Annotated in this window: 16 protein-coding genes; 12 read left to right on the plus strand and 4 right to left on the minus strand. The window is 39.3% G+C overall.

From position 1 onward, the window contains the following. Position 1 precedes the first annotated feature (1 nt). Complete coding sequence (locus tag AC6CH7_RS16400; RefSeq protein ID WP_498263778.1) at positions 2-751, minus strand: class I SAM-dependent methyltransferase; 750 nt, start codon at positions 749-751, stop codon at positions 2-4. Positions 752-922: 171 nt separating this feature from the next. On the opposite strand from AC6CH7_RS16400, the gene AC6CH7_RS16405 reads away from it, so the two are divergent. From AC6CH7_RS16405 to AC6CH7_RS16415, 3 genes are read left to right on the plus strand one after another with little or no spacing between them, the layout of a single operon-like run. Next, a complete protein-coding gene (locus AC6CH7_RS16405) occupies positions 923-2,194 on the plus strand; it encodes a glycosyltransferase family 4 protein (RefSeq protein ID WP_498263779.1) in 1,272 nt (423 codons plus the stop codon). Between the two features lie 20 nt (positions 2,195-2,214). Continuing rightward, on the plus strand, positions 2,215-2,964 hold the full coding sequence (locus AC6CH7_RS16410) for a glycosyltransferase family 2 protein (protein ID WP_498263780.1): 750 nt from the start codon (positions 2,215-2,217) through the stop codon (positions 2,962-2,964). Positions 2,965-2,972: 8 nt separating this feature from the next. Then, positions 2,973-3,704, plus strand: coding sequence for an AAA family ATPase (locus AC6CH7_RS16415; protein ID WP_498263781.1), 732 nt, complete (start codon positions 2,973-2,975; stop codon positions 3,702-3,704). Positions 3,705-3,709: 5 nt separating this feature from the next. Here the strand turns inward: AC6CH7_RS16415 and AC6CH7_RS16420 are convergent, their stop codons facing one another. Beyond that, on the minus strand, positions 3,710-4,426 hold the full coding sequence (locus AC6CH7_RS16420) for a 3-ketoacyl-ACP reductase (protein WP_498263782.1): 717 nt from the start codon (positions 4,424-4,426) through the stop codon (positions 3,710-3,712). Positions 4,427-4,519: 93 nt separating this feature from the next. Next, a complete protein-coding gene (gene typA, locus AC6CH7_RS16425; protein ID WP_498263783.1) occupies positions 4,520-6,319 on the minus strand; it encodes a translational GTPase TypA in 1,800 nt (599 codons plus the stop codon). 196 nt (positions 6,320-6,515) lie between these two features. On the opposite strand from typA, the gene AC6CH7_RS16430 reads away from it, so the two are divergent. Then, positions 6,516-6,725, plus strand: coding sequence for a hypothetical protein (locus tag AC6CH7_RS16430; RefSeq protein ID WP_498263784.1), 210 nt, complete (start codon positions 6,516-6,518; stop codon positions 6,723-6,725). Positions 6,726-6,735: 10 nt separating this feature from the next. Next, the gene (locus AC6CH7_RS16435) at positions 6,736-7,392 is read left to right on the plus strand and encodes a Rossmann-fold NAD(P)-binding domain-containing protein (protein ID WP_498263785.1); all 657 of its coding nucleotides are present in this window, start codon (positions 6,736-6,738) and stop codon (positions 7,390-7,392) included. Positions 7,393-7,394: 2 nt separating this feature from the next. Here the strand turns inward: AC6CH7_RS16435 and AC6CH7_RS16440 are convergent, their stop codons facing one another. Then, positions 7,395-8,216, minus strand: coding sequence for an alpha/beta hydrolase (locus AC6CH7_RS16440; protein ID WP_498263786.1), 822 nt, complete (start codon positions 8,214-8,216; stop codon positions 7,395-7,397). Positions 8,217-8,390: 174 nt separating this feature from the next. On the opposite strand from AC6CH7_RS16440, the gene AC6CH7_RS16445 reads away from it, so the two are divergent. Genes AC6CH7_RS16445 through AC6CH7_RS16475 form a run of 7 tightly spaced genes read left to right on the plus strand, consistent with a single transcriptional unit; the run spans position 8,391 to position 14,090 of the window. Beyond that, a complete protein-coding gene (locus AC6CH7_RS16445; protein ID WP_498263787.1) occupies positions 8,391-9,095 on the plus strand; it encodes an esterase family protein in 705 nt (234 codons plus the stop codon). Between the two features lie 29 nt (positions 9,096-9,124). Further along, on the plus strand, positions 9,125-10,120 hold the full coding sequence (locus AC6CH7_RS16450; RefSeq protein WP_498263788.1) for an ATP-grasp domain-containing protein: 996 nt from the start codon (positions 9,125-9,127) through the stop codon (positions 10,118-10,120). A 27-nt stretch (positions 10,121-10,147) separates the two neighbouring features. Further along, positions 10,148-11,254 carry a carboxylate-amine ligase gene (locus tag AC6CH7_RS16455; protein WP_048903419.1) on the plus strand — a complete coding sequence of 369 codons (1,107 nt, stop codon included), beginning with the start codon at positions 10,148-10,150 and terminating at the stop codon, positions 11,252-11,254. Beyond that, a complete protein-coding gene (locus AC6CH7_RS16460) occupies positions 11,251-12,084 on the plus strand; it encodes a type 1 glutamine amidotransferase (RefSeq protein ID WP_498263789.1) in 834 nt (277 codons plus the stop codon). Before AC6CH7_RS16455 ends, AC6CH7_RS16460 begins: the two co-directional genes overlap by 4 nt. A 3-nt stretch (positions 12,085-12,087) precedes the next feature. Beyond that, positions 12,088-13,275, plus strand: a complete 1,188-nt coding sequence (locus AC6CH7_RS16465) for a hypothetical protein (RefSeq protein WP_498263790.1) — start codon at positions 12,088-12,090, stop codon at positions 13,273-13,275. 50 nt (positions 13,276-13,325) lie between these two features. Continuing rightward, positions 13,326-13,484, plus strand: coding sequence for a FeoB-associated Cys-rich membrane protein (locus AC6CH7_RS16470; RefSeq protein ID WP_498263791.1), 159 nt, complete (start codon positions 13,326-13,328; stop codon positions 13,482-13,484). Between the two features lie 9 nt (positions 13,485-13,493). Beyond that, positions 13,494-14,090, plus strand: coding sequence for a Crp/Fnr family transcriptional regulator (locus tag AC6CH7_RS16475; protein WP_498263792.1), 597 nt, complete (start codon positions 13,494-13,496; stop codon positions 14,088-14,090). The last annotated feature ends 61 nt before the right edge of the window (positions 14,091-14,151 follow it).

The raw sequence follows: 14,151 nt of genomic DNA on the forward strand, positions 1-14,151 counted from the left end.
TCTAAGGCTTTCTTGCTTCTAAAATAATGTAAGGCGAAAGCTGTTTGGAATTGAAAGGGAATACTTTGGTGAATATTTTACCCGCCAGCCACAGCGATTTTTTTAACAGCCTTATTCCTGCCGGTTTTTGCTGCTGATTCTCTAACCATAAACTAAAATGACCAAAGTATTTGGCTTGTATCACCTTTAAACCCGCTTGCTTACAAATGTTTTCGAGCAGCCTGGGGTCCATACAATCAATGTTGTGTTTATCGTAATTCTCCCTATCAAAGTTTTTTTGAAACCATCCGTTTAAAGCTTTAAAGTTAGGCAGTGTAATAAACAAGGTCCCTCCTGGCTTTACAAAATTGATGTGCCTGTTAATGATGTCGGCAGTGTCATTAAAATGCTCGATAAGACCACAAGATAAAACAAGATCATATTGTTGCTCCGGCGTATAATTAAACAAATCCGTTTCAATAATATGGATATCGGTTTCGTTTAGTTGATTGGCCTGCAATAAAGCACTAGTAACCGGTGGGTGTACAAAATAATCAAGCAGGGTAACATCAAGTTTAAAATACTTCTTCAGAAAAACGGCATAATATCCTGGGAAACCACCCAATTCAATAGCCGTTTTAACTTTTTGGCCACTAATAATGCCTGCCAGTTCTTTATGAAAAAGATAGTTTTCGGGAATACTAACCGATAACCCGGTTTTGCTTTCCCAATAATTCACCCAAAACTGTCTGTCGGTTAACAGGTTACCCATATTGCTTTTTTAGTTCTTATAAATAGACGATCATTACAGGGCTGTTACCTAAAGTCTGTAAAAAATCAAAGTCTGACGAAAATACACAAGAATTTAATAAAGATTGAAAATATATATTATTTTAGGCTGCATAACCGTTTAAACAGGAAACAATTATCTAAGTCTGATTCATTGAAAGTAGTACACCTAAATACATACGAAGGTAATGGAGGCGCCGGAAGGGCCTGCCTCAGATTAAGCGATGCACTAAATGCAAGTGGCATCGAATCTAAAGTGATGGTTTACTTTCAGTTTTCCGAAAGCTCAAAAACGGGAACTTTTAGTAAGGGTCCTTTTGCAAGGGCAAAAGCCGTATTTAACATCCTTTCTGAACGTTATTTATCCAAGGCTGTAGCCAAAGCTGTGAAAACACCTTTCTCGCTCCAGTGGTTTGGCACTTCAGTGATTGACCATCCGGCAGTAAAACAGGCTGATATTATACACCTGCACTGGATCAACCACGGGTTCTTATCTCCAAAATTTCTGGCGGAAATTGATGAACTGGAGAAACCAGTAGTCTGGACATTTCATGACAGCAACGCATTTACAGGTGGTTGTCATGTACGCTATTCCTGCGAAAACTACTTTAAAGAATGTGGCAACTGCCCCTTACTTCGTTCAAGCGGTAAAAATGATTTCTCACACAAAACCTGGTTGCGTAAGAAAAAAGCTTACTCGGAATTAAACTGTCATATTGTTGCCCCAAGCAGATGGATGGCCGATTCAGTTAAACTGAGCAGTTTAATGGGATTTAGAGAAGTAACGGTCATCCCAAACACAATTGAAACCGAGGTTTTTAAACCGTATGTAAAATCTGAAGCTAAAAAAATCCTTAAGATAGATCCCAGTAAGTTCGTGCTGATGAGTGGTTTTATGCCGTCTAAAAACGACAAGCATAAAGGCACATCTTATTTAATAGATGCACTAAATGACCTTGCAACAAGACCAGGGATTATTAAAGAGAATATAGAGCTGGTGATTTTTGGCAATAAGGATAATGCCCAAATGCCGGAGTTCCCGTTTAAAACAACATTTTTAGGCACCATTAGCAATGACGACCATCTGGCCAAGTGTTATTCGGCGGCAGACGCTTTCATAACGCCCTCTCTTGAAGATAACCTGCCAAACACGGTAATGGAAAGCCTGTCGTGCGCAACGCCTGTGGTGGCCTTTAAAACAGGTGGCATACCAGACATGGTAAAACATCTTGAAAATGGGTACCTGGCAGAATACCAGTCATCTGAAGATCTTGCAACGGGCATTGAGTGGCTATATCACGATGAAAATGCGCCTGAAATTCAGAAAGAAGCAAGAAGAACAATTTTAAATCAATTCTCTGAGCAAGTAATTGCAGAAAAACACTTATTATTGTATCAGTCACTGATAGATTTACAACCCCGATAATTTTTTAGATTCAGAACCACATGCAACCAAAGTTAAGTGTCATTACTATCGTTTATAATAATGTAAAGGATATTGAACGCACCATGCTTTCTGTGCTGAATCAAACTTATAAGAACATTGAATACATCATTATTGATGGCGCATCAAAAGACGGCACCGTAGACAAGATCTATAATTATAAATCGAGGTTAACCCAGTTCATCTCTGAACCGGATAAGGGCATATACGATGCCATGAATAAAGGGCTGGCACTTGCAACTGGAGATTATGTGCTTTTCATGAATTCAGGAGACGAGATTTATGCGCCCGAAACGGTGACCGAGGTATTTCAGAGTGCTGCATCAGCAGATATTTATTATGGTGAAACAGAAATGTTTGACCAGGACTGGATTAGTTTGGGCCAAAGAAGACACCATGCACCCGAAAACTTTGACTGGCAAAGCTTCAGGTATGGAATGAGTATAAGCCACCAGGCCATTTATGTTAGAAGAAGCCTGGCAGAACCTTTCGACTTAAAATATAAATATAGCGCTGATATTGACTGGATCATTAAAGCTGCCAAACATGCTTCGAGCATTGTCAATACACACATTTACGTAGCCAAGTACCTGGTCGGCGGAATTTCTAAGAAAAAGCATCTGGCTAGCCTTAAAGAAAGATTTCACATCTTCACGAAATATTACGGCTTAATTCCAAACCTGATTAATCATATTTTTATAGGGATTAACCTGGCGCACTATTTTATCCGCCACCGCAGAACCAACGATTAGTTTCATAAATGGCTTTTTTGCGTCAAATATCGTTACCTAAAATAGATGCACCCGACTATCCGTTTTCTATCCCTGCCTTTAAGGAGGGCATAACACTAAAAATAAGCAGCAATGTTACCTTCTTTGTTGGGGAAAATGGTTCAGGCAAATCTACACTGCTGGAAGGGCTCGCAGAACATTGCGGATTTAACCTGCGCGGAGGAAACCGCAATCATAATTTAAATACCGGACATCATTTTGAGGGCTATGAAAATCCATTAACGAAACATCTGGGCCTACAATGGATACCCAGACGTATTACTGAAGGATTTTTTATGAGGGCAGAAAGCTTCTTTAACTTTGCTGCCTACATAGACGAAATGGCCGTCTCGGATTCGCGACTCCTTGAGGCATATGGCGGAAAGTTACTACACCATCAATCACATGGAGAATCCTTTCTGGCACTTTTTCAAAATCAGTTTCAGAGCGGTATTTATATCCTGGATGAGCCTGAGGCCGCATTATCGCCTACCAGACTGATGACCTTTATGTCTATCATCAATAAGCTGGAAAGATCGGGACGAGCACAATTTTTGATTGCGACTCATTCCCCGATGCTTCTTTGTTATCCTGGTTCACAAATCTTTAATTTCGGTGAAGACGGACTAAAAGAGACCTGCTACGAAGAGACAGAGCATTACCGTTTGACCCGGGGTTTTCTGGAAAATCCGGATGCCTACTTTAGGTTTTTATTTGAATAGCTGGATTACGGATTTGTAGACCAAAGACCTGCTTCTTTTACAAACACCCTTCTGTTTAATTTTAACTGAGCAACAACCAGTTCCGCAAAATCTTCTGGTTGCATTACCCTGTCAGGATTACCATCAGTTAATTTAAGATCCTTAGCCATATCAGTTGCGATGGTGCTTGGCAATAGCGTGCTTACACGGATGTTGTGTTTACGCACTTCCTGCATTAACGACTCTGACATTCCTATTAAACCAAATTTTGAAGCACTATAGGCACTGGTTACTGCGGCGCCATTTTTACCTGCTGTAGAGGAGATATTAATAATATCACCGGTTTTTCTTTCTATCATTTCAGGTAAAACCGCCCTGGTGGTGTAATAAGCCCCAAATAAGTTTACTTTAACAATCTCTTCCCATCTTGAGGGCTCCAATTCAAGGAATGATCCAAAAGAAGCCGTTCCGGCGTTGTTAATTAAAATGTCAATTACACCCAATTCAGATTTAACCTGAGCAACGGCTGCATTAACGTTCTCAATATCAGACACATCAACTGTAGCAGTTGCTGTTTTGACCCCATACTGTTTTAATTCCTCTGCAAGAGTCTGCAAATTAGACGCAGTTCTGGCCATTAGACCTATATTGACGCCCTCCTGCGCCAAAGCAATAGCCATTGCTTTGCCTATTCCCTTACCTGCTCCGGTAATGATTGCGTTTTTACCTTTTAATGATTCCATAGTATCTTTATTAAAATTCAAAAATAACAAAAAACAAAAGCCTGTTTCTTGCGAAACAGGCTTTATGACTTATCAATAGAAAAAAATTCCTATTTATACAATTTTATTTAGCTTACGTGCAGCTTCAGTTAAGTGAATTTTACGTAAACGCATGCTTAACGGAGTTACCTCGATGTACTCATCAGCCTGGATATATTCCATAGCTTCTTCCAAAGAGAATTTAATTGCCGGAGCAATACGCTGACTATCATCTGTACCAGAAGCACGCATATTAGTTAACGCTTTACCTTTTACGATGTTAACCACCAAGTCATTATCACGGATGTGCTCTCCTAAAATCTGTCCTTCGTAGATATCTACTCCCGGATCAACAAAGAAACGACCACGATCCTGTAATTTATCAATTGAATAAGCGGTAGTACTTCCTTTTTCCATAGAAACCAATACTCCGTTCAATCTGCCAGGGATAACACCTTTCCAAGGCTCGTATGCTTTGAAACGGTGTGCCATAATTGCTTCACCACCTGTAGCAGTTAATACGTTATTTCTTAACCCGATGATACCACGTGCAGGAATATCAAACTCTAAATGCTGTAGGTCTCCTTTTGGTTCCATGATCAATAACTCACCTTTACGTTGTGTTACCAATTCAATTACTTTACCCGCAACTTCACCCGGTACATCAACGATTAGGGTTTCAATAGGCTCACATTTTTTACCATCAATTTCTTTGATGATTACCTGTGGCTGACCAACCTGGATTTCATATCCTTCGCGACGCATGGTCTCGATCAATACTGATAAATGGAGGATACCCCTTCCGTATACCAAATAAGAATCAGGAGACTCCGTTTCTACCACCTTAAGCGCAAGATTTTTCTCGATTTCTTTATATAAACGCTCTTTTAAGCGTTGAGAAGTTACAAATTTACCTTCTTTACCAAAAAATGGTGAGTTATTGATAGTGAACAACATGTTCATTGTTGGCTCATCAATTTTGATTACAGGTAATTGTTCAGGAGCTTCGAAATCAGCAATCGTATCACCGATATCAAAACCATCAATACCTACAACTGCGCAGATATCACCTGATTTTACTTCGGTGGCACGGATTTTTCCTAAACCTTCGAAAGTATATAATTCTTTTACTCTTGATTTTACCATTTTACCATCCCGTTTAATCAAAGTAACCGGTTGGTTTTCTTTAATTACGCCACGGTGTACACGACCAATTGCAATACGACCTACGAAAGATGAATAATCTAAAGAGGTAATTTGCATTTGTAAAGTACCATCGTTTGTTGGCGCAGGTGGAATCTTTGCAACAACTGTATCTAAAAGTGCGAAAATGTCTGTTGTAGGTACTTTCCAGTCAGTACTCATCCATCCTTGTTTCGATGAACCGTAAATTACAGGAAAATCAAGTTGCTCTTCTGTTGCTTCTAAGTTGAAGAACAATTCGAAGATCTGCTCGTAAACTTCCTCAGGGCGACAGTTTTCTTTATCAACTTTATTTACCACAACAATAGGTTTCAAACCTAAAGCCAAAGCTTTTTGAGTTACGAAACGTGTTTGAGGCATGGCACCTTCAAAAGCATCACACAATAACAATACACCATCAGCCATTTTCAATACACGCTCTACCTCACCACCGAAATCGGCGTGACCAGGGGTATCAATAATGTTGATTTTAACGTCTTTGTACATAACCGAAACGTTTTTTGACACGATGGTAATACCGCGCTCACGCTCCAAATCATTGTTGTCAAGTATTAAATCTCCCGATTGTTCGTTATCGCGGAAGATTGAACAAGAGTGTAAGATCTTATCGACCAGTGTAGTTTTACCGTGGTCAACGTGGGCTATGATAGCTATATTTCTTATTTTTTGCATAAAATGCTACTAATTTTTGGCGCAAAGATAAGATTAATTATCGAGATTTCAGTACATTAGTTAAGAGGCGTTTAACTCTTTTTTACGGAAAAATTTGCGGGGCTTTACCGACAGTAGTTTTATTTATGTCGTTTATCGTTTAATTTTAAACAATGTATGCCCTCAGGTGTTTCCTATATACTAAATTACGACAGTGATGAGCAAAACAAAAAAAACCGATAAAAAGAATCCACCAAAAGTGGACCAGCACCATAAAACAGGACTGGATGAGTGGAATGACCGTTTGGATCAGAACTGTGAAAACGAACATGAGGGTAATGAGCTCGCTGACGAAAAAGCAAGAGATTATTCGTATAAAGCCGGAAGCGGAGACCAATCGGACGAAAGCATAGATATTCAAAAATAAGTTCCTTTAAATGTCAAAAAAAGCAATATTACTGGGTGCTAGCGGACTGATAGGCAATAACCTGTTGGTGCAATTACTGAATAACCCTAATTATAACCAGGTGCTGGCTATTGGGCGAAAAACGCTAAATATTGAACACCCAAAGCTAAAAGAACTGATTGTTGATTTTGATCATATAAATCAGTACGCGGCAGACATTACCGGAGATGTCGTATTTTGTTGCCTGGGTACCACAAATAGTAAAACCCCGGATAAAGTACAATACAAAAAGATTGATTACTGGTACCCTTTAGACATTGGCTCAATTGCACAAAACAATGGCGCTACTGCTTACCATTTGATCTCTTCAATGGGTGCGGATATCAATTCATCCTTATTCTATCCCAAAACCAAGGGTGAGGTAGAAAGAGATCTCAAGGCAATCCCCTTCAAAAGCATCTATATTTATCGCCCTTCGCTGCTTGACGGTGATCGTAAAGAAAAACGCAGTGCCGAAAAAATTATGATCGGCCTGATGCGTCTGCTCAACCCGCTTTTAATTGGTGGCTTAAAAAAATACAGGAGTATTAAAATTGAGACTGTAGCCTCGGCCATGCTTAAAGAATCGTTAACGGATAAAAAAGGTGTATTTATCTACACCTCAGATCAGATTCAGGCACTCGGGTAGATTTAAAAAAGATTCTTTTTCCCAAAAGCCCAGATCAGAAATGGCGACATTGCTTTTGCCCAGGTTTTTAATTCGTGTCTGCCTCCAACCATTTCATAATATGCGATATCATCGGGTCTTTTATAGCCTTTTTTCAAAAGTTCTTTGATCACATCAATGGTATCATCAATAGAATCGATAATGAAGTTTTTGTTCCTATCGGCAAGCTCATCTTCAGTTCCTGTCATCAGCCAGAACTTTAATTCAGGTTTAACCTCTGTATCCATAATGCGCTGATGCAAAATGCGATCGTTATCTGTATAACCGTCTTTAAGGTCTTTTTTACGCCACCAGAATGACCCAGAGAAAACACCAACAGCATCAAAATAGTTATCATTATTCCAGGCAATATCAAAAGCGGTTAACCCGCCAAGTGAGTATCCCGCAAAAGCACGTTTCCCATTTATAGGAAACTCAACTGTGGTCTGCACAAAAGGCATAAGTTCTTTAATAATGAAATCTGTATAAGACTGCGCTTTGCTGCCCCTGTCCTGAAAATCAGGTATACCGGCAACTCCGTACTCCTGTAAACGATCTTTGGAAGCTTTTATGGCCACAACTACCAGAGGTTCTATTTTGTTTTGCCCATACAGTGAGGTAAGCGTGTTTTGCAGCGCTAATTCTTCTGTATCCTGACCATCGTTTAGCAACAGCAGATTTAATTGTTCATTACCCAAAAGGTTGTCTGGAACAAAGATTTGAAGCTCTACTGTTCTTTTAAGGTATTTTGATGGTATGGTTTTTTCAGTTTTAATAACTTCCGGAAGTAATAGTGTAGTGTACATAGTTCAGCAATTTCCCTTTCTCTCAAATGCACTGCAAAAGTAATACTCTTAGCAAAAATTAAAATAACTGGCGTGTAATTTTATAGAAAACAACTATTTAGCGTAAGAAATAGGCAGGTTGCTTGCTTTTAACATTCTTTATTTCTTATCTTAAAGCATCTAAATTTTTGGGGGATGAAAGAGGAATATAAAAAGTGGCACAGCAATAACTTAAGTGCCGATTTTGAATTGCTCGCTTTTGGGCATAGCGGCTACCCTATCCTTCTTTTTCCTACCAGTATGGGACGATATTTTGAGAATAAGGACTTCAAAATGATCGAATCTATTCAGTGGTTTATAGATGAGGGGAAAGTTAAGGTATACTGTGTGGACAGCATTGATAGTTTAAGCTGGTACAACAAGAACATCCATCCGGCCGACAGGGTAAAAAATCATACTTTTTACGACAAATTCTTACTGGAAGAGGTCTCGACAATGGCTCGCCAGGAAACAGGACATGCTAAAATCATCACAGCCGGCAGTAGTTTTGGAGGATATCATGCCGCAAATTTTGCCTTCAGGCATCCATGGCTGGTCAGTCATCTGTTTAGCCTGAGTGGAGCTTTTGATATTAGGGCGCAATTGGACGGATTTTATAATGATGAGGTTTATTTTAATAATCCGGTAGACTTTTTACCAAACGACAATAATCCAGAGCTGTGGAACATGAAAATAATACTGGGCACAGCCGAAAGAGATATATGCAAGGCCGATAATGAACGATTGTCGCAGATATTAACCAATAAAGGAATTAATCATTGGCTGGATGTGAGGCAAAATGCAGATCATGACTGGCCGATATGGAGAAAGATGCTACCAGAATACCTATCACAATTATAATTTAACAAAAAACATCTAAAATAGATACCATGAAAAAAATCGGAATATTGTTCGGCAAAGAAAGATCTTTCCCCGAGGCTTTTGTAAAGCGCGTAAATGAGATTGCAGGAAAGGACATTAGCGCCGAATTTGTGAATATTGATAAGATATTTCAGGGCAAAGCGCTGGACTACGCAGTGATCATCGACAGGATATCTCAGGACGTTCCTTTTTATCGTTCTGCGCTAAAAAACGCAGCAATTACAGGAACCGCAGTAATAAATAACCCCTTTTGGTGGAGTGCAGACGAAAAGTTTTTTAATAATGCATTGGCCGTAAAGATTGGGGTGCCCGTACCTAAAACAGCTTTGATCCCTTCTTACGAACAACCTGATGATACATCTGACGAATCATTCAGCAACCTGGCATTTCCTTTAGATTGGGAGGCCATTTTTGAATATACCGGCTTCCCGGCATATATGAAACCTTTTGATGGCGGAGGATGGAAAGAAGTTTACAAGCTACATGATATTGAAGATTTTTTTGACAAGCATAGTCAGACAAAAAAGACAGTGATGATGCTTCAGGAAGAGATCGTTTTTGATGAATATTTTAGGTGTTATTGCATTGGGGGCAAATATGTCCGGATTATGCAATATGAACCACGTAATCCTTTTCATTTGCGTTACCAGGTAAACACACCTCCTTCGAGTGAGAAACTATTAAAAACCATTCATGACTATGTGATTAAACTGAATCAGTTTCTGGGTTATGACTTTAATACGGTAGAGTTCGCGGTACGCGATGGAATACCTTATGCTATTGATTTCTGCAATCCGGCACCGGACGCCGAAGTGACCAGCGTCGGTCAGGAGAATTTTGACTGGGTTGTTGAAACCGCTGCACAGTATGCTATAGAAAGAGCAAAGGCTCAAATTGACGGACAGGACAACTTAACATGGGGGGAATATGTTAAAGCCTCGGCAGCTGGACTACCGTTGGCTGGTAAAAGCAAAACCAGAAAAGCACCTGCTACAAAAAAATAATCTGGGATAAACAGGAGGGAATGAATTATGATGAATGAATTTACGCTTGGTGTAGAAGAAGAATACATGGTGGTTGATCCGGTAACCCGTGAACTTACCTCGCATGACCAAAAAATAGTTGAAGCAGCACAAAAAATACATAAAGATCAGGTTAAAGCTGAAATGCATCAGGCTGTTGTAGAAGTAGGAACAGGAATTTGTAAAAACACAGAGCAGGCACGTGCCGAAATCTCACAATTAAGGTATACTGTTTCTCAGCTGGCAGGCGAACAGGGCTTACGAATTGGTGCGGCAGGCACACACCCTTTTTCCCATTGGGAAAAACAGCTGATCACTGAGCATCCACGTTATAGTGAAATCGTAAATGAGCTACAGGAAGCTGCAAGATCTAACCTGATTTTTGGCTTACATGTGCATGTAGGTTTCCAATCCAGGGAGCTTGCCATTCATATTGCAAACCAGGTGCGCTATTTTTTACCACATGTATTTGCCCTGTCTACCAATTCGCCCTTCTGGGAAAGCAGGAACACCGGATATAAATCTTTTAGAACTAAGGTATTTGATAAATTCCCCAGAACCGGAATTCCAGATATTTTCAATAGCATTGAGGATTATGACAACTATGTCAAGCTGCTCATTAAGACCAATAGCATTGACAATGCCAAAAAAATATGGTGGGACATTAGGGTACACCCTTTCTTTGAAACCATAGAGTTCAGGATTTGCGATTGCCCGATGTTGATTGATGAAACCATGGCTTTTGTCGCATTATTTCAGGCGCTTTGTGCCAAGTTATATAAACTACGCCTGCAGAATATGAAATTTATTAGCTATTCCAGAGCGCTGATAAATGAAAATAAATGGAGGGCGGCCCGTTATGGCATTGATGGGAATCTAATTGATTTTGGTAAGGAAATGGAAGTAAACTGCCGAAATCTGATATTAGAGTTACTGGATTTTATTGACGATGTGGTAGATGATCTGGGCTGCAGGAATGAGATCAATTATGTACTTAAAATTCTTGAAAATGGAACCGGGGCAGACAGGCAATTGGCTGTTTACGAACAAAATGGTAACTTTGAGGCCGTAGTAGATTACATTACTACTCAAACATTAATTGGGGCTAAGCAGTGAGTATAATAGATAGAAATAAGATTAGGGTTGCCGTAATTGACATGAATAATGGAGTTACCAACCAGGGGATGCGTGGGATACAGGAAATCTTGTTGCACTATGGTACCGAGAATGATATTGATCTGGGGTATGATATTTTTGACTTGAGACAGCGCGGAGAGATCCCTGATGAGCATTACGACATCTATATTTCAAGTGGAGGACCCGGAAGTCCTTTTGATGGTGTGGGAGAGCAATGGGAGAATGACTTTTTTAACCTGCTAAACAAAATAGAACACCATAATAAGATCAGTCAACAGAAAAAACATGTTTTTTTAATTTGTCACTCTTTTCAAATGGCTTGCAGAAAATACCATGTTGGAGAAGTGATCAGAAGAAAATCTACCGCTTTTGGCATTTTCCCTGTTTTTTTAACTGAAGAAGGGGAAAATGATTTAATTTTTAATGGTTTACCCAATCCACTATATGCTGTTGACAGTCGTGACTGGCAGGTTATAAATCCTGAGGATGTGCTATTTTCCAACTCCCAGGCCAAGGTATTGGCTTTGGAAAAAGAAAGGCCGCATGTTGATTTGGAACGCTGCGTAATGTCGGTTCGTTTTACCAAGGAAATCGTTGGAACACAGTTTCATCCGGAGGCAGACCCTGTTGGCATGAAAATGTATCTGTTACAGGATGATAAGATGAAGACAATTACCGAGAGTTACGGCCAGGAAAAATATGAAGACATGCTGATAAGTCTGGACAATCCTGATCGGATTAAACTCACACAAAGTGTTATTCTGCCTAATTTTTTAACGGAGGCATTAAATGCCTTACAGGAAGCATAACATATGATTAGTAAATACAGAGACCAGTTTAATCGTTCTTTCTCAAAGGAGAAGTACAAAAGTTTTTTAAAAACGCTGGAATCTGGGTTAACAAGCATTCCTTTTAGGGTTGCCGAAACTCCTGTTTTTATTCCTTCAGATCTGCAGAGGAAACTAATTGATGCGGGTGAAGAAATCATCAAACTCATCAAACAGCCTAATTTTAAAGCGCTTACTAAAGCTGCTATTCCCCCAAATTGGAATGTCCCAAATGAAAATGAACACCCTCATTTTTTAACTTTCGATTTTGGGATATGCAAAGATGCAAATGGTCTGCTGACCCCAAAGCTTATTGAAATGCAGGGCTTCCCCTCCTTATATGGATTTCAGCCTGAGCTAGGGAGCGTTTATAAGGAGTCGTATGAATTGCCTAAGGACTTAACTCCGTTTTTTAATGGATTTGACCAGCAAAAGTACATTAGCCTACTTAAAAAGGTAATTATTGGCGATTACGCACCCCAGCAGGTCGCACTGATGGATATTGATGCACCGAATCAAAAAACAGCCATTGATTTTTTAATTACCCAAAAATATTTAGGTATAAAAATTCTGAGCCTTACAGATATCTTTAAAGAAGGGAATGCGCTATTCTATAAAGAGGAAGGAAAAAAAGTACAGTTAAAAAGAATTTACAACCGACTGATTTTTGATGAAGTTGAGGATAAAACAGATCTTTTTAAACAAAGCTTTGATCCCAGGTCGGAGATTGATGTGGAATGGATAACACATCCAAACTGGTTTTACAGGATCAGTAAATATACAATGCCTTTTTTGGAGAGCGAATTTGTACCAGAAACTCATTTTCTGGATACTTTAACCGAAACACCTTCAGATCTTGAAAACTATGTTTTAAAACCTTTGTTTTCTTTTGCAGGTATGGGTGTAATTATTGATGTAACAAAAGCAGACATAACTGAAATTAAAGATCCGAAGAATTGGATACTTCAGCGAAAGGTTGTTTATGAGCCTATTGTGCAATCGCCGGATGGTGGGGTAAAAGTGGAAATCAGATTGATGTATTTATGGGCGGATGACCAGGAGCCCCAGTTATGTATTAATTTGGCACGCTTAAGCAGAGGTAAGATGATTGGAGTGAGATACAATAAAGACTTTGATTGGGTTGGTGGTACGATTGGGCTCATGGAAAAGTAAATTTACAATTAACAGACCTGCGAGAGGCAGGCATTAACTAATTTTGGGATATGGATATTCAGACTATTCTGGTAATTATACTCTTTGCGGGCGCAGTATTTTATGTTGGCCGCATCGTTTATCGCTCAATAGCCCCTAAGAATGGCGGCTGTGGTTCAAACTGCAAGTGTGGTGTAGATTTTTCCAATGTTAAAATAGACAAGAAATAGATTTCATCTATGACAGCCTTACTGGAACCATTTAAAACGTATTTAAAAAACAAGGTAGCGATAACTGATCAGCAGTTTGGCCTGATTTCTGACAAACTTAAAGTAAAAACCTTCGATAAAAATGAGATGATCCTGATGAAGGGCGAAGTTTTATCCCATGGCTTTTTTGTTTTAAGTGGTCTGCTGCGCAGTTATTCAATAGATAGTAAGGGGAAAACACACATTATTCAATTTGCCCCCGAACAATGGTGGCTTTCCGAACGTAATGGGATGTTCAATGAGGCGTCAGAATTTTTTATTGATGCCATTGAGCCTACCACAGCTATTGCAGTGAACAAGGATTTTATGAATGATGCTGCAAAGCATGTTCCCTGCATGAGTGACCTGAATAGTACCATGCTCAATAATTCCATCAGGTTTATGCAGAAAAGGATCAATATGCTTTTAAGTGCTACAGCCGAAGAACGCTACCTGAATTTTATAAAATTATATCCAAATCTTACATTAAGAGTGCCACAGTGGATGATTGCCTCTTATTTAGGCATTACACCTGAATCGTTAAGCAGGGTTCGTAAAGACTTGGCTCATAAGCATTTTAAACCTTAGTATTTTCTTATCATAGGTCAATGTGAGGCCAAACATCTGGTTGTAATTTTGTGTTGTAATT

The sequence above is a fragment of the Pedobacter sp. GQ55 genome, assembly GCF_059758925.1.

Coding starts and splice junctions, on each gene's coding strand:
- AC6CH7_RS16455 (WP_048903419.1), top strand. CDS start 10,148: ATGATGAATGAATTTACGCTTGGTGTAGAAGAAGAATACATGGTGGTT.
- typA (WP_498263783.1), bottom strand. CDS start 6,319: ATGCAAAAAATAAGAAATATAGCTATCATAGCCCACGTTGACCACGGT.
- AC6CH7_RS16410 (WP_498263780.1), top strand. CDS start 2,215: ATGCAACCAAAGTTAAGTGTCATTACTATCGTTTATAATAATGTAAAG.
- AC6CH7_RS16470 (WP_498263791.1), top strand. CDS start 13,326: ATGGATATTCAGACTATTCTGGTAATTATACTCTTTGCGGGCGCAGTA.
- AC6CH7_RS16445 (WP_498263787.1), top strand. CDS start 8,391: ATGAAAGAGGAATATAAAAAGTGGCACAGCAATAACTTAAGTGCCGAT.
- AC6CH7_RS16475 (WP_498263792.1), top strand. CDS start 13,494: ATGACAGCCTTACTGGAACCATTTAAAACGTATTTAAAAAACAAGGTA.
- AC6CH7_RS16435 (WP_498263785.1), top strand. CDS start 6,736: ATGTCAAAAAAAGCAATATTACTGGGTGCTAGCGGACTGATAGGCAAT.
- AC6CH7_RS16430 (WP_498263784.1), top strand. CDS start 6,516: ATGAGCAAAACAAAAAAAACCGATAAAAAGAATCCACCAAAAGTGGAC.
- AC6CH7_RS16415 (WP_498263781.1), top strand. CDS start 2,973: ATGGCTTTTTTGCGTCAAATATCGTTACCTAAAATAGATGCACCCGAC.
- AC6CH7_RS16440 (WP_498263786.1), bottom strand. CDS start 8,216: ATGTACACTACACTATTACTTCCGGAAGTTATTAAAACTGAAAAAACC.
- AC6CH7_RS16450 (WP_498263788.1), top strand. CDS start 9,125: ATGAAAAAAATCGGAATATTGTTCGGCAAAGAAAGATCTTTCCCCGAG.
- AC6CH7_RS16420 (WP_498263782.1), bottom strand. CDS start 4,426: ATGGAATCATTAAAAGGTAAAAACGCAATCATTACCGGAGCAGGTAAG.
- AC6CH7_RS16400 (WP_498263778.1), bottom strand. CDS start 751: ATGGGTAACCTGTTAACCGACAGACAGTTTTGGGTGAATTATTGGGAA.
- AC6CH7_RS16465 (WP_498263790.1), top strand. CDS start 12,088: ATGATTAGTAAATACAGAGACCAGTTTAATCGTTCTTTCTCAAAGGAG.